Raw genomic sequence first — 15,667 nt, forward strand, 5'->3', positions numbered from 1 at the left:
CAACCGCAGATAGCAGACCAGAGAACAGGCTTCGGGGATGAATGGGATGAACGTCGTGCTGATCGAGAAACGCGAGCGCTATCACTTGATCAAGCTCAATCGGCCCGACCGGCTGAATGCGCTTACGGAGGAGACCTTCAAGGCGCTGACGGACGCGCTGACGAACGCCGAGGATGATTCGAACTGCCGAGCTGTCTTGTTGACGGGCGCGGGGCGCGGTTTTTGCGCGGGGCAGGATTTGGCGGCTTTGATAAAGCGCCCAGGCGAATTACCCGACCCGGGCCCGATGCTCGAGAAAGGCTACAATCCTTTGGTTCGCCGCATGCGTGCTTCTCCGCTTGCAGTCGTATGCGCTGTGAACGGCGTTGCGGCGGGAGCAGGGGCGAGCCTGGCACTCGCATGCGACATCGTCATCGCCGCGCGTTCGGCCCGTTTCATTCAGCCCTTTATTAAACTTGGGCTGATTCCGGACTGTGGCGGCACATGGTTCTGGCCACGAACAGTCGGCAGTGCACGAGCCCGCGCCATGACGCTCCTTGGCGAGACCATCGACGCGGAGCGGGCAGAGGCATGGGGGTTGATATGGCGCTGCGCCGATGATGCCTCCTTGATGGATGAGGCTCATGAGCTTTCGATCACGCTGGCGAAGCAGTCGTCCAGTGGGTTGGCTCTCTCGAAACGAGCGCTCAATACAGCCGAGACCAATACCCTCGATGCGCAACTAGATGTTGAACGGGACATCCAGAGCGAGGCAGGCAGGACCGCGGACTACAAGGAAGGCGTCGTTGCGTTCCTGGAAAAACGGCCGGCGAACTTCAGTGACCGTATGTGAGACAGACCAACCGAGCCACACGTTACTTCAAGAGCGAGAAACAGCATGAAATTGCGGAGCTTCGTACGTTCCAATTGGGTTGATCAGGCAGCGGATTGGATCGCCGCGCGAAGCGCCGTCACCGGCGAAACGGTTGCGCTCGTCCCTAGCGGCGGCATCGACATGAGAGATCCGATTGAGTATGGCCGCTCGGTCGGGGGCCCAAACCTGCGGATGCTCACCTTCCATCAGCGCGCCGATCTCCTGAAGAAGATCGGTCAGTTTCTAACGGAGCGGAAAGACGAGTTGTATCGGCTCTCGCTGTCCACGGGGGCGACGAAGTCCGACGGCATGATCGATATTGACGGCGGGATTGGCACACTGTTCGTCTATGCATCGAAAGGTAAGCGCGAACTGCCGAACGCCAAGTTCCTCATCGATGGCGCCTTTGAAGGGCTCGGTAAGGGCGGCACGTTTGGCGGTCAGCATATCGTGGTGCCACGGCAAGGCGTCGCCATCCACATCAACGCATTCAATTTTCCCTGCTGGGGCCTCCTGGAGAAGTTTGCATCGGCATTCCTGGCCGGCGTTCCCGTCATAACCAAGCCGGCGACTGTAACAGCGTATCTCGCGCACAAGGTCGTCGAACTAATGACGGCATCAGGTGCTCTTCCCGATGGCGCGCTGCAGTTGATCTTGGGATCCACCGGCGACCTTTTCGATCATTTGACCGGCCAGGACCTCGTCGCATTCACTGGGTCGGCAGAAACATCGCAAAAGTTGCAGAGCCATCCCGTGATCGTACGGGAGACCGTTCGCTTCATTGCCGAGCGGGATTCGCTGAATGCAGCAATCTTGGCGCCGGACGCGGCTCCAGGCACTCCTGAGTTCGACCTTTTCATCAAGGAAGTCGCCAAGGAAATGACCGTGAAGGCCGGTCAGAAATGTACGGCCATTCGCCGCGCCTTCGTGCCCAATGCTCACATAGAGGCAGCCACGGCAGCGCTGCGCGACCGGCTTTCTAAAATCGTGGTCGGTAATCCGGCGCTCGATAACGTACGCATGGGTCCCGTCGTCGGATTGGAGCAACGCGCCGACGTTCTGCAGCAATTGCGGCGGCTTCAGCGAGAGGCGAAGCTCGTGATCGGTGATCCGGACGATGTGCAAGTGGAAGGCGCCGACAAGAGGACCGGCGCCTTTCTCCCGCCGATGGCGTTGCTCTGCGAGGATCCGGCATCGGCATCAGAGGTCCATGCAATCGAGGCCTTTGGCCCCGTGAGCACCCTCATGGGCTACCGCGATGTAGGAGAGGCCATAGCTCTGGCCCATCGTGGAGAAGGTAGTCTTGTCGCCTCCGTTTACACCTACGATCCGGCAACGGCTTCTGACATTGCGTTTGGGATCGCGCCTCAGCACGGTCGCATCGCCTTTATCGATCGCGATTGCGCCAAAGAACAAACCGGTCACGGCTCTCCGATGCCGCATCTCGTACATGGCGGACCCGGACGAGCCGGAGGCGGGGAAGAGCTGGGCGGCGTTCGCAGCCTGAGCCATTACATGCAGCGCACCGCCCTGCAGGGATCGCCGGGAAGGATCACCAGCCTCGTCGGAAGCTGGGTGCGCGGTGCCTCGCAGATTGTGAAGGACAAGCATCCCTTCCGCTACCATTACGAAGAACTCGATCTCGGCCAGACGTTCGTCACCGGTGAGCGCACGATTACGCTGGACGACATCGAGAAATTCGCACATCTCACGGGCGATACCTTCTATGCCCACATGGATGAGGAGGCGGTCAAAGGCCATCCCTTCTTCAAAGGCCGCGTCGCGCACGGGTATCTGGTGCTGTCCTATGCCGCCGGCCTCTTTGTCGATCCCCCGCCGGGTCCGGTTCTCGCCAACTACGGGCTGGACTCCCTGCGTTTCGTGAAGCCGGTCGAGCCCGGAGACACGATCAAGGTCCGCCTCACGGTGAAGGAGAAGTTCCCTCGTAGCGATAAGTTCGGCGAGGTGACGTGGGACGTTGAAGTCACGACAGCGACGGGTGAGACGGCGGCATCCTACCAGTTGCTGACGGTGACGGCGCGCTTGCCGAAGAGCTAGACCGGTCGCATAGGTCGAGGCTCTACAAGGTAGTCCGATCTGCCGGTCCCCTAAGCTTACCACGGCCTGTCACACTCATAGGTGACAGACAGTTCCATCGCGAGCGGCAAGAATTTCCGTAGAAACAAAATGACGCCCTGGCCTTACCTGAAAGAGGCAAGGGCACGATCAAGGGAGGGGGACATGCGTCGCGGGAGTTTGCCGCACCTATGGCTCGTTGGCTCAATTGCGCTCGCGACTACGAGCGCATTCGCCCAGACACAGCCGGTTAGGATAGGGGTGCTAACCGATATGGCGTCCGTCTATTCTGACGCAAGCGGACAAGGCTCGGTCGAAGCTGCCAAGATGGCGGTCGAGGACGCTGGGCCGATTTTGGGACAGCCCGCGGAAATCATCTTCGCCGATCATCAGATGAAAGCCGATGTCGGTGCCAGCACGGGGCGGCGATGGTTCGAACGCGAAGGTGTCGACACTATCGTTGACGTTCCCAACTCCAGTGTGGCCTTCGCCCTGCGCACGCTCTCGCTTGAAAAGCAGAAGATTCTATTGCTCACCGGCGCGTTGAGCGCTGACCTCACTGGCGCGCAATGCTCTCCATATCTGACGCAGTGGGCAATTGACACCTACACGCAGGGTAAGGTTCTGGGATCTGCAGTTGTCAAGCAAGGCGGAGATTCCTGGTTCTTCATCGGCGCTAATTACACGTTTGGTCAGGCCTTGGTGCGCGATACAAGTGCTGTAGTCGAGGCGGCAGGCGGTAAGGTGCTCGGATCAGTTTATGCGCCACTCGGTGCTTCCGACTTTTCTTCTTTCCTTCTTCAGGCGCAAGCATCGAAAGCCAAAATCATTGGGCTTGCCAACTCCGCCGGGGACACGACAAACACCATCAAGCAGGCTCACGAATTCGGCATCATGTCTGGGGGGCAACGGCTGGCCGCTCTGACGCTCTTTGATCTGGACGTCAAGGCACTTGGCCTGAAGCTCGCCCAAGGGCTTCAACTACCATCTCCATTTTATTGGGATCTCGACGATGACACTCGCGCTTGGTCGAAGCGCTACATGCAAAAGATGAACCGCATTCCAACCTGGGATCAAGCTACGGTCTATACCGCTGTCTTGCACTATCTGAAGGCCGTTAAGGCGGCAGGCAGCCGAGACGCCGACAAGGTCATGGAAGCTATGCGTGCGGCGCCGATTTCAGATGCAGTCACGAAACACGCCAAGCTTCGTATTGACGGAAGGGTCGAGCGTGACCAGTATTTGCTGCAAGCGAAGGCGCCCGACGAATCCAAGTCGGAATGGGACATCCTAAAGATTGTAGCGAAAATTCCCGGGGCCGAGGCGACACGGAGCCTGGAAGCCGGCGGTTGTCCGCTCGTTAAGGGTGAAAAGGCCAAGGAGTAATCGCCACCACTTTTGTCTGTCCGGCATCTGATCGACGTAACAAGAAATCACCCTGCGAGGAGGAAGGCCATGAGGCGTCGAGATCTTCTGAAAGCCGGTCTAGCTGGCGGGGCACTATCAGCGGGCTCGATCGCATCGCCTGCAATCCCGCAGTCGCAACCCGAACTTAGGTGGCGATTGGCTTCGAGCTTCCCGAAGTCGCTCGATTCTCTTCATGGCGCTGCCGAACACTTCGTCAAGCGAGTCGCTGAGATCACCGATAATCGCTTCCAAATCCAGCTGTTCGCCGGCGGCGAAATTGTACCACCATTTCAGGTGCTCGATGCGGCGGCGAATCAGACGATCGAAATGGCCTGGACCACCGGTTATTACTATTGGGGGAAGGAGCCATCGTTCACTTTCGCAACTGCCATGCCGTTCGGCTTCAACGCGCGTATCGCGGAGGCCTGGTATCTGAACGGCGGCGGTCAGCAGATGATGAGCGAGCTCTTCAATGATTTTGGCTGTCATGTCATACAGGCTGGAAATACCGGGGCTCAAATGGGCGGTTGGTTCCGCAAGGAAGTCAACACGCCAGAGGACTTGAGCGGACTGAAGTTTCGTATCGGCGGCTTCGCCGGAAAGATGATGGCCAAGCTAGGCGTCGTGCCACAGCAAGTGCCCGCAGGCGACATTTACCCAGCCCTCGAACGCGGCACGCTGGACGCGGTCGAGTGGATAGGCCCGTACGACGATGAAAAGCTCGGCTTCGTTAAGGTCGCAAAGTATTACTATTATCCCGGTTTTTGGGAGGGAGGCGCATGCGGCCACTTTCTTATCAATCTTGCAAAATGGAACGACCTACCCAGCAGTTATAAGGCAACATTGACGGCTGCGGCACGTGAGGCCGGCATTTGGTTGACAGCGAAGTTCGACGATACGAATCCGCCGGCAATGAAGCGCTTACTCGCGGCCGGAGCGCAGTTGCGGCCTTTCTCGAACACGATCATGGACGCCGCATACAAGGCGAATGATGACGTGTGCAACGAAACGGCGGCGACTAATCCGCGCTTCAAGAAGATTCTCGAGAGTTTTAGGACTTACAGGTCCGATTCCTATCAATGGTGGCAGGTTTGTGAGTATAGCTTCGATAGCTACCAGATCCGGAAGGAACGTCGTGCGTGAACGGCGAGTAACATCCCGTCCCATGGGTAGACAATTTCGGCTTGTGGGTCGAGCGGACGTGGATGAGGCGAGTCCGCCTCTGACCCTGGCTGTGTAAAAACGCGAGGGATCGAAACTCGACTAGAATTAGGCTCTTCAACTCGCCGTCTATCGGGCCAAGTAGGCGGAAGGAAAGGTGAGGCACCCGTTTTTCAAGGGGCTGCGCGAGGATCTATGAGGAGGCGTCGGCGTTTGCTGGCGGCGTCGCTATGGCGGCTTCCCCCGAGCTTTGTTTGCCGCAGACCATCGCCTCTCGATTTCTTGGACTGCGATCTTCATGCTGGGCAGGTATTTCTTCGCGGCGACTTCGGGCGTCATCGACGATGAGAAGAAGATCAGATTGATGCTGCCGAGCACGGGACCAGCGCCGTGGATGGCGAGCGCGATGGCGCTGATGCCCGCCTCTGATCCACCCACGGACGAGGCGTATCCATCCGCCTTCGTCTGCCACAGGATTTCGTTGATGAAGCGACGATCCTTCGCCAGGCCTGCGTCTTCCTCGACAAGCGAGGCCGTCAGCTCGAGCATCTCCCGGCGCAGGGCAGGCGTTGAGGCGGCCAGGATGGCTTTGCCCAGGGCGCTCCGGACCAAGGATCTTCTGTGGCCGACCATCGAGCGGTGAACCGAGAAGGGGCTGAACGGATGCGTGCTCTCCCGGATAAGGACCGAGCCAAGTTCGAAGACCCCGAAGTCGCTTGGCCACGAGACCTGGTCGAGCAGGGCGAACATGGCCGGCAGCGCTGCCTGGCTTGATAGGTCGCGTGAAGAAACGCCTTCGCTGAGGGTGCGCACCTGGGGCGTCAAACTGAACAAAGCGTTCGTTTCGTCAAACGTTACATAGCCGTCTTCGCGAAGCGTATCGAGCAAACGGTAGCAGGTTGTTCGGTTGAGGCCGGTCCTCTTCGCGAGCTGCACGACGTTCGATGGCCCGCTCGCATTGAGCTCATTGATCAGGGCCAAGCCTCGGGAAAGGGCCCTGACGTTACGGTGCATGATCGCCTCCGGTCGTGTTCGCACTGCGAACATTTCACAGACTCAGATGGAATCATAGTTCAATCGGCGGCAATCCATCCTCCGCACGCCCAACAGGCGGCGACGGGAGGAAACGATGGTTCATTCAAGGTATTATTTGACTGCGGCCGTGTGCCTGGCGCTTGCGACGCCTGGGACGGCACAGACCGCCGGAGGCACTCCGAACCTCAGCGATGGCAAGGTCAAGATCGGCGTTCTGACCGACATCGCCGGTCCGACATCCATGGCGAACGGCAAGGGCTCGGTCGTCGCCGCCCAGATGGCCGCCGAAGACTTCGGCGCCGGCCTGAACGTCGAAGTGATCTCGGCCGACCATTCCGGCAAGCCCGACGTCGGATCCCAGATCGCTGGCCGCTGGTTCGACGTCGAGGGCGTCGATGCGGTCGCGGATATGCAGGGCTCACCGATCGGCTTCGCCGTGCAGAACCTGGCCGCGCAGAAGAGCAAGATCATGCTGCTCTCGGGATCGACCTCGTCGGACTTCAGCGGCAAGGCCTGTTCACCGCTCACGGTCCAGTGGACGGTCGATACCTACAATCTCGCCAAGGGAGCCGCCAAGTCCGTCATCGATGCCGGGGGAGCCAAGTGGTACTTCCTGACTGTCGATCAGGCCTACGGCAATGCCTTGACGCGCGATACGTCAGAGCAGGTCAAGCTCAATGGCGGCCAGGTGGTGGGCAACTCTGTGTTTCCACCGAACACCTCTGATTTCGCGTCGTTCCTCCTTACTGCCTCGAGCGCGGGCGCGAACGTGATCGCGATTGCCGCCTCGAGCGGCGACACGGTCACCGCGCTGAAGCAGGCTGACGAATTCGGCTTGAGTGCGAAGGCCAAGATCGTGCCCCTCCAGTCCGTTCTGACGGATGTGCAGGCGGTCGGTCTGAAGATCGCACACGACGCCTACGAGGTGTCTCCGTTCTATTGGGACCGAACACCCGAAACGCGTGCTTGGGCCGAGAAATTCTTCGCCAAAGCGAAGCAGATGCCGACGAGCTTCCATGCCGGCGTCTACTCGTCCGTCGCGCACTATTTGAAGGCGGTCAAGGCGGCGGGCACCGACGACGCTCCGACGGTGATGAAGCAGATGGAAAAGGAGCGGGTGCACGACTTCTTCGCGGCCGACGGCTACATCCGCGCAGATCGCAAGATGATCCACGACATGTACCTGCTCCAGGTGAAGAAGCCGGGAGAGAACAAGGGCGATTGGGACCTCTACAACGTCGTGCAGACGTTGCCTGGTGAATCCGTCAACCGCCCGCTTTCCGAAAGCCCGTGCCCGCTGGTGAAGAAGTAGCGGCCGCTGCCAATCGTTCGACAAATCAACTCGGCGTTCGAAGGAATCAGATCATGTCAGTTGCCATCGTCTGCGCATCCCATACTCCCCTGATGTACAAAGGGCCTACCAGCAATGAGACCGAGCAACGTGTCCGAACCGCGTTCGGACGTCTCGGAAGCTTCGTGAAGGAGTTTGCGCCTGATTACATCGTCCAGTTCGCGCCCGATCACTTCAACGGCTTCTTCTACGATCTGATGCCCTCGTTCTGCGTCGGAGCCGGAGCCGTCTCGCTGGGCGACTGGGGAGGCGGGACGGGCCCGCTGGACGTTCCGGAGAAGACGGCGCTGGAACTCATCGACCATTTGCGGGCCGAGGATTTCGACGTCGCGGTGTCCTACCGCATGCCGGTCGATCACGGCTTCGTCCAATTGTGGGAAGCGATGTTCGGGGACTTCAAGTCCATCCCGATCTTGCCAATCTTCGTGAACGCCGCCGCGCCGCCGGTGCCGACCTATCGCCGCGCTCGCCAACTCGGTGAATCCGTCGGCCGCTTCGCAATGCGGTCCGGCAAGCGGGTGCTGTTTGCCGCGTCCGGCGGGCTTTCGCACGATCCACCGCTTCCGTCGATCAAGGATGCACCGCCCGAAATCCGCGAGCGGCTGATCAACGGCCGAAATCCGACAGCGGAGGCCAGGGAAGCCCGTGAGAAGCGCGTGCTCGAGGCAGGTGCTCTCGCCGAGGCGGGCAAGGGGCCGTGCCAGCCGCTCAACCCCGATTGGGACGCGGAGTTCATGGAAATCCTTCGCACCGGCCAGATCTGGCGCGCCGACGCGCTCGATACCGGCAAGGTCCGCGAAGTCGCAGGACGCGGCGCCAACGAGGTCCTCGCATGGGTCGCCGCCTTCGGCGCCTTTTCCACGGGCGGCCGCTTCAAGATGGAGCAGGAATTCTACGAAGCGATTCCGGGCTGGATCGCCGGCATGGCGATGATGGCGGCCAAGCAGGCCAACGGCGCTCATTGATCGACTAACCCCGCGCGAATGCGGCAGCATCGCGGAGCAGGCAAATGGCATACGAAACGGACGTGCTCATCATCGGCGCCGGCCCCACGGGCTCGACGACCGCCCTGGCGCTCGCCAGTTGCGGCGTTCGCAGTCACATCGTATCGCGCGGCAACTGGATGGCCGACAGCCCGCGCGCCCACATCACGAACCAGCGCGCCAACGAAGTCTTCCGCGATCTCGGGATCGCGGAGGACGTGGCCCGGTACGCGAGCCCCTGGGAGCTCATGGGCGACACGACCTTCACGACCAGCCTGGCCGGCTCCGAGCTGATCCGGATGCGAACGTGGGGGACCGGCGACGATCGCCGCGGCGATTATCTGCGCGCGAGTCCCTGCGGCATGGTCGACATCATCCAACCGCTGCTCGAGCCAATTCTGTTCCAGAAGGCGGCCGAGAAGGGCGCGACTTTCGCGTTCAACACCGAGTACGTCCGGCACGAGCAGGATGCGGACGGCGTGACGGCCACGCTGCGCGATCGCCTCGACGGGCGAGAGTACACCGTCCGCGCGCGTTACATGGTCGGCGCGGACGGCGCGCGCTCAATGGTGGTGGACCATCTGGGCTTGCCGATCGAAGGACAGATGGCGCGCGCAGGCACCGTCTACACCGTGTTCAACTGTGACCTGACCAAATACAGCAAACATCGGCCGAGCATCCTGAACTGGATCGTGACGCCGGACGCGAGCTTCGGCGAGATCGGCATGGGCCTGCTGCGGGCCGTGCATCCGTGGACGCAGTGGATCGCCGGTTGGGGTTTCGACATCAGCAAGGGCGAGCCGGACCTGGCTCCGGAAGCGATCATTCCAAAGATCAAGGTTCTGATCGGCGACCCATCCGTCGACATCGACATCGTGCGCACATCGATCTGGTACGTGAACCAGGCCTACGTGACCCAGTATTCGAAAGGAAGGGTGCACTGCGGCGGCGATGCGGTCCACCGGCACCCGCCATCGAGCGGATTGGGCAATAACACTTGCGTCCAGGACGCCCATAATCTCGGTTGGAAGCTCGCCTATTCGGTGAAGGGCTGGGCCGGTCCGAAGCTCTTGGAAAGCTACTCGCAGGAGCGGGCGCCGGTCGGCAAGCAGGTCGTGCTGCGGGCGAACCAGTCCCGGCTCGACTACGCGCCGCTGAACGCATGCTTCAGGGTGCAGGGCGCCGAGAACCCGGTCGCTGCAGGCATCGCGCGCTTCCGCGATCCAGGTCCCGATGGCGTGGCCGCCCGGAAGGCGGCGCAGGCAGCGCTGGACCTGAAGCAGACGGAATTCAACGCCCAGGGCACCGAGATGAACCAGCGCTACGAATCCTCGGCCGTGATTGCCGACGTCGATGCCAAGCCGGAGGAGTGGCGGCGAGATCGCGGCCTCTACCATCAACCGACATCGCGCCCCGGTGCCAAGATCCCGCATGCATGGCTCGTCGGTCGCGACGGCTTGCGCGTGTCGACGCTGGACTTGACTGGCAAGGGCCTCTTCACCGTCGTGACCGGCCTCGCCGGCGGGGCGTGGAAGGAAGCGGCGCTGCGCCTCGATCTCCCGTTCCTCCGTGTCGTGGTGACGGGCTCGCCCGAGGCGCAGGACCTCTATTGCGAGTGGCAGCGCATCCGCGAGATCGAGGAAGCCGGAGTTCTGCTTGTTCGCCCCGATGGCGTGGTCGCCTGGCGCGACGCGGCGGGAACGTCCGACGCGAGCGTGGCCTTCGATCGGCTGAGCGCTGCCATCCGGACGGTTCTCGATCTCCCGGACCTCTCGGCTATCCCGCGGCAGAAGCCATCCTCTCCGTCGAAGCCCAGCGGCACGCCACTTTTCGCCTGACACGACAACGAACGAGATCCAGCTATGAGCGACGCGAGACCAGAGAATTTTTCCAGCGTCTGGGCCGATCTGCGGGGCGTTTCCTTCAAACAGCACTTCATCGATGCCGGCGGAATTCGAACCCGCTGCATCGAGTCGGGCGACCCGTCCAAGCCGCTCGTCCTGGCGCTGCACGGCGTCGGCGGCCATGCAGAGGCATATTCCAGAAACTTCGGTCCGCACGCCGATCACTTCTGGTTCGTCGCCATCGACATGCTGGGCCACGGTTGGACCGACAAGCCGGCCATCGACTACCAGGTCAAAGACTACGCCGACCATGTGCTCGCCGTCCTCAAGACGCTTGGCAGAGACAAGGCGATGATCAGCGGCGAATCGTTGGGCGGTTGGGTCGCGACCTATCTGGCCGTGCATCGTCCGGCCGCGGTCGAGAAGCTTGTCCTCAACACCGCCGGCGGCTGGACAGCGCATCCCCCGGTGATGGAGCGGTTGAAGAAGCTGTCCAACGAGGCTGCATCCGATCCCTCCTGGGAGCGGATCAAGGCTCGCCTCGAATTCCTGATGTGCGACAAGAGCATGGTTTCGGACGATCTGATCGAGACGCGACGCGCGATCTACGCCCAGCCGGGATTTGCCGACACGATGAAGCGGATCATGTGCCTGCAGGAGATGGAAATCCGCCGGCCCAACATGATCACCGCCGACCAATATCGGTCGATCAAGGCGCCAACGATGGTCGTGTGGACCTCGCACGATCCGACCGCGACGCCCGAGGAGGGGAAGCAGATCGCGGACATGATTCCGGGCTCGAAATTCGTGGTCATGAATCGCTGCGGACACTGGCCCCAGTTCGAGGACGCAGAGCAGTTCAATCGGCTCCACATCGAATTCCTGCGGACCGGCAAGTAAGGATCGTCCCGATGAACCAGCAAGCCAAGTACAGCGAACTCGCAGCTCAGATCCGCGCCGCTTACGCCGGCAGCCCGATCGCGCCCATTCGGCCGCATTTGGCGGACCTCGACGTCGATGCGGCCTACGCCATCCAGCAGGAGAACACCGCGCATTGGGAGAAGGAAGGTCGGCGCGTGGTCGGAAGCAAGATCGGGCTGACATCGCGTGCGGTACAGAAACAGCTTGGCGTCGACCGGCCGGATTTCGGAGTTCTCTTCGCTGACATGATCGTGGGCGAGGATGAGCCTGTCGCTGCGGGGCGCGTGCTTCAGCCGAAGATCGAAGCGGAAGTGGCTTTCCTTCTTGATCGGGACGTCGATGTCGAAGCGCCCACGGTGGCCGACGTGCTGCGGGCGGTGGCATACGCGATGCCCGCCCTCGAGATCGTCGGCAGCCGCATTACCAATTGGGATATCGGCATCGTCGATACCGTCGCCGACAACGCGTCGTCGGGCCTCTTCGTCCTCGGAGGGCCGGTCCGCCGGCTGGATGGCCTGGATCTCCGTGCTCTCCAGATGCAGATGACGAGGAAGGACGAGGTCGTCTCGAAGGGGACCGGCGCGGCCTGCCTCGGCAATCCACTCAACGCGCTGGCCTGGCTCGCCGGCGAACTTGCCCACCGCAAGCGGCCGCTGCGCGCCGGCGACGTCGTGCTCTCCGGAGCGCTCGGCCCGATGGTCGCTGTGAACGCGGGCGATGCTTTCGAGGCCAACATCGCGGGTATTGGCACCGTCTCGGCACGGTTCGCCTAGGGCGGGGTGGTCGCGTCGCGATTATCGTACAAGCGGAATCAGTGCTTGTCTGATTCTGACGGTATCGGAAGCTACGCGAGTTGGTCGTTCCCTCAAAGCACGGGGGCCGATCAGTCGATTGACTCCGATACTTGCCGAACTCACCTCTTTTCGGAGCAGCACGAAATTATCTGTGAATTCAAGAGTGAAAAATTGAGGCGGATGTACCGTCGGCATTTGTCCGTCAGACCCGAAAAATTGTGCTTTCAGACCAACGGCGAAGCGAGGTTCGAAATGATAGAGTGGGAGTAGCGCGCGCGACACCCTCAAGAGCGAACATCGTGTGATCAGTCAGCTCGTAGGATGGGTAGAGCGCAGCGAAACCCATCGCGATCGGCATTGATGGGTGTCGCATTGCTCCACCCATCCTACAAGTTCTGTCAAAGGCAATGTCGATAGTAGCGGAAGGGCAGCATGGGTGAGGACAACAAGAAGAAGGAATTCGTTGAACGGGTACGGCGGCACTTTCAGGAGATCGCGCCTCAACTGAATATGGAAATGGCGATGATCGCAGGAACGTCATGGGGCGACGCGACGAGCTTCCTGCCGATCGAATACGACTCGCAACTCTTTAGTGATGAATTTGCTGTCGCACTGTGGGCGATGGATGCAGATGGCGAGCCCGTTGACCGGGAGGGGCACCGGTTTCAAGGACCGACGGTCGTCGTTCCCTCCGAAATTTATGATGATGAAAGATACGAGGCGACTGAACCGTCCGAAACCGCTTCAGAGCTTCTGGAGCAGTGGTTCGCCCAAGCGTGGCGTGCCCATGGGCATGAGGCGCTTCGGGCATACATCGGTCACCATGACAGCTATTCAAGACCGATCTGGCCACCAGCGAACAGGTGAATTGGGACAGCATCGTTGCGCGAGCAAAGACTGAGCTCGCCTCATAGTCTCGCATTTCGGGCGCAGGATAGTAGAGCCCTGCCCACCGTCCTGACCGCCGCGCAGGTGCCCAGCGCTTGCGTTGGATGTGCACTGTGCCTGCTCATGCTACGACGTCTGCATCGCCTCTCTGGAGCCAGTGTTGATGTCCGTCCCGCCCACCCAACTCACCTCCACCGAATCCGACCCCGAAACCCTCGGCTGGATGCGCGGCTTCCCGCCATCCCCCGATCGCCTCATCACCTTCCAGGACGGCTCGTTCCGCAGCTTCCCCGAGCTGCGCTGGGCCTGGAGCAATATCCGCCAGCTGGTGCCGACGGTGAATGTCTGGCGCGGAGCGGGGCCTGCATCCGTGCTGCCGCGCGAAGATCATGACATCGGCGCGGTCGCCTCGACCACCATGGAGGGCCGGCCCATGACGTTCGCAAAGATGCTGGAGGAGACCTACACCGACGGCATCGCGGTGCTGCATCGGGGTAGGCTGATCTACGAGCGCTATTTCGGCGCGCTGAAGCCGCACAAGCCGCACATCGCGATGTCGGTGACGAAATCGTTCACCGGCGTGCTCGCAGGGCTCCTGGTCAGCGAGGGCAGGATCGATCCGCAGGCGCCGGTTACGGACTATGTGCCGGAGCTTAAGGAGAGTGCATTTGGCGATGCGCGCGTGCACGAGGTCATGGATATGACCACGGGGCTCGAATACACCGAAGTCTACACCGACAAGAACTCGCATGTCTGGGGCTTGCGGCGCGCCAACGGCATGGCGCCGATTCCGCCGGATTATGACGGCCCCACCACCATCTTCGATTTCCTGCTCGCGCAGAAGAAGCAGGGCGAGCACGGCAAGGCCTTTGCCTACAAGACCGTCAACACCGACGTGCTCGCCTGGATCATCAGGCGCGTCAGCGGCAGATCATTGTCGGATCTGCTCTCGGAGCAGATCTGGACCCAGATCGGCGCGGAGGAGGACGCGCATTATCACGTCGACCGCATCGGCACCGAAAGCGGCGGCGGCGGTCTGTCCACGACGCTGCGCGATCTCGCCCGCTTCGGCGAGACCATGCGCAATTTTGGCCGCTTCAACGGCCGTCAGATCGTGCCGTCGTCCGTGGTCGAGGACATCGCGCGCGGCGGCGACCCCGAAAAGTTCAAGCCGGCCGGTTACACCACGCTTCCCGGCGCGTCCTATCGCAATCAATGGTGGGTCACGCACAACGCCCACGGCGCCTATATGGCCCGCGGCGTTCACGGCCAGGGCATCTACATCGATCCCAAGGCCGAGATGGTGATCGCGCGCTACGCCTCGCATCCCATGGCGGGTAACGCCGCCAACGACCCCGTGACGCTGCCGGCCTATATGGCCCTGGCGAAGGCGCTGATGGCGGGCGGGTAGACTGCGCCATACACTCTTGTCATCGCCCGATTAATCGGGCGTTCCAATATTCCAGAGAAGCTGGTGATTGAACCGAGGGGCCGCGGCGTACTGGGTCGCCCGGTCGAGCCGGGCGACGACAGTGTACCAAACCGCAAGATCGGTCGAGCACGCCAAGGCCGTCACCGGCTAACTGCACCCGCCACGGAGGAGGGACGATGACGGCGCTTGCCAGCGGCTGAGCTTTTTCCCAGATGTGCCGGAGCACGAGACGGTCGCCGAACTGTTCCTGCCGCTGAAGTAGCGCCGAGAACGGAGGTTACTGATGGGTAGAGCTTCGCAGCGCTCTACCCATCCTACGCGCTCACATCCCCAGCGCCATCGCGATGCGCGAGGCCAGCAGCTTGACGATGAAGCTTGGCGGATAGCTGCGATAGCTCGGCACATCCTCGGACAACACGGCGCCCTCGGGCTTGAACTTCGTACAGATCCGCGCCTGCAGCGGCGGCAGGTCACCATGAAAGCGCGCCCGGTACGCGGAGACCCAGTGCGGGCCGCGATCGAAATTCATGAACATCGCCGAATGGCAGCAGGTCGCGACCACCCGGTTGGTCGGCGGACGTCTCCTTGAGCTTGTGCGGCTTCAGAAGTTCGGCCCCCCGGGAGCACTCGAACCGGTCTTTGCGAAAGAGCATGTACGCCGTCCCCCCGTCGCGATCGCGCACGGCCGCCGCATGCGGCAGCGCTTCGATCTGGGCCGCAGCCTTCTGGCAATCGTCGCAATAGCAGGCGGCGCTGACGATCGGCCTGCCGAAGGCTTTGACTTCGACGCTGCCGCAGGCGCAGGTTGTGGTGATGATAGGAGCATTGGTCATAAGTTGCATCTCATGGGGTTCTTGGCATGTCTCAAGCCGCCGCTTGAGCTCACAGGACGGATGAGCGAAGCCTGATCCGACATCATGAG

At 61.4% G+C, this 15,667-nt stretch carries 14 protein-coding genes and 1 pseudogene; 12 read left to right on the forward strand and 3 right to left on the reverse strand.

Translation table 11 applies throughout. From position 1 onward, the window contains the following. Positions 1–46: 46 nt before the first annotated feature. From paaG to AC5V87_RS18395, 4 genes are all read left to right on the forward strand, one after another. Positions 47–832, forward strand: coding sequence for a 2-(1,2-epoxy-1,2-dihydrophenyl)acetyl-CoA isomerase PaaG (gene paaG / locus AC5V87_RS18380; RefSeq protein WP_495371782.1), 786 nt, complete (start codon positions 47–49; stop codon positions 830–832). A gap of 45 nt (positions 833–877) precedes the next feature. Further along, positions 878–2,911, forward strand: a complete 2,034-nt coding sequence (gene paaZ / locus AC5V87_RS18385) for a phenylacetic acid degradation bifunctional protein PaaZ (protein WP_495371783.1) — start codon at positions 878–880, stop codon at positions 2,909–2,911. Positions 2,912–3,202: 291 nt separating this feature from the next. Next, entirely contained in the window at positions 3,203–4,315 is a 1,113-nt protein-coding gene (locus AC5V87_RS18390; protein WP_495371784.1) for an ABC transporter substrate-binding protein, read from the forward strand. Between the two features lie 69 nt (positions 4,316–4,384). Continuing rightward, on the forward strand, positions 4,385–5,479 hold the full coding sequence (locus AC5V87_RS18395) for a TRAP transporter substrate-binding protein (protein WP_495371785.1): 1,095 nt from the start codon (positions 4,385–4,387) through the stop codon (positions 5,477–5,479). 246 nt (positions 5,480–5,725) lie between these two features. Here AC5V87_RS18395 and AC5V87_RS18400 read toward each other — a convergent pair whose 3' ends face one another. Then, positions 5,726–6,511, reverse strand: a complete 786-nt coding sequence (locus AC5V87_RS18400) for an IclR family transcriptional regulator domain-containing protein (protein WP_495371786.1) — start codon at positions 6,509–6,511, stop codon at positions 5,726–5,728. 115 nt (positions 6,512–6,626) lie between these two features. Between AC5V87_RS18400 and AC5V87_RS18405 the strand changes: the two genes are divergently transcribed. From AC5V87_RS18405 to AC5V87_RS18440, 8 genes and pseudogenes are all read left to right on the forward strand, one after another. After that, positions 6,627–7,844: an ABC transporter substrate-binding protein gene (locus tag AC5V87_RS18405; RefSeq protein WP_495371787.1), complete on the forward strand. Its 1,218-nt coding sequence runs from the start codon at positions 6,627–6,629 to the stop codon at positions 7,842–7,844. 53 nt (positions 7,845–7,897) lie between these two features. Then, entirely contained in the window at positions 7,898–8,848 is a 951-nt protein-coding gene (locus AC5V87_RS18410; RefSeq protein ID WP_495371788.1) for a 3-carboxyethylcatechol 2,3-dioxygenase, read from the forward strand. A 62-nt stretch (positions 8,849–8,910) separates the two neighbouring features. Continuing rightward, positions 8,911–10,704 (forward strand): FAD-dependent monooxygenase, encoded by a 1,794-nt coding sequence (locus AC5V87_RS18415; RefSeq protein ID WP_495371789.1) that lies wholly within the window; start codon positions 8,911–8,913, stop codon positions 10,702–10,704. Between the two features lie 24 nt (positions 10,705–10,728). Then, entirely contained in the window at positions 10,729–11,610 is an 882-nt protein-coding gene (locus AC5V87_RS18420) for an alpha/beta fold hydrolase (protein ID WP_495371790.1), read from the forward strand. 11 nt (positions 11,611–11,621) lie between these two features. Further along, on the forward strand, positions 11,622–12,404 hold the full coding sequence (gene mhpD / locus AC5V87_RS18425) for a 2-keto-4-pentenoate hydratase (protein WP_495371791.1): 783 nt from the start codon (positions 11,622–11,624) through the stop codon (positions 12,402–12,404). Positions 12,405–12,857: 453 nt separating this feature from the next. Continuing rightward, positions 12,858–13,292 (forward strand): hypothetical protein, encoded by a 435-nt coding sequence (locus tag AC5V87_RS18430; protein ID WP_495371792.1) that lies wholly within the window; start codon positions 12,858–12,860, stop codon positions 13,290–13,292. A 184-nt stretch (positions 13,293–13,476) separates the two neighbouring features. Further along, positions 13,477–14,724, forward strand: coding sequence for a serine hydrolase domain-containing protein (locus AC5V87_RS18435; RefSeq protein ID WP_456838886.1), 1,248 nt, complete (start codon positions 13,477–13,479; stop codon positions 14,722–14,724). A 190-nt stretch (positions 14,725–14,914) separates the two neighbouring features. Further along, positions 14,915–15,007, forward strand: a pseudogene (locus AC5V87_RS18440) (AraC family transcriptional regulator); the annotation flags it as partial. A gap of 60 nt (positions 15,008–15,067) precedes the next feature. Here the strand turns inward: AC5V87_RS18440 and AC5V87_RS18445 are convergent. Both AC5V87_RS18445 and AC5V87_RS18450 read right to left on the reverse strand, forming a co-directional pair. Next, positions 15,068–15,274 (reverse strand): hypothetical protein, encoded by a 207-nt coding sequence (locus tag AC5V87_RS18445; protein WP_495372054.1) that lies wholly within the window; start codon positions 15,272–15,274, stop codon positions 15,068–15,070. Further along, positions 15,216–15,587, reverse strand: a complete 372-nt coding sequence (locus tag AC5V87_RS18450) for a GFA family protein (protein ID WP_495371793.1) — start codon at positions 15,585–15,587, stop codon at positions 15,216–15,218. Before AC5V87_RS18450 ends, AC5V87_RS18445 begins: the two co-directional genes overlap by 59 nt. Positions 15,588–15,667: the final 80 nt, after the last annotated feature.

Source organism: Bradyrhizobium sp. SOJA106, from assembly GCF_059448745.1.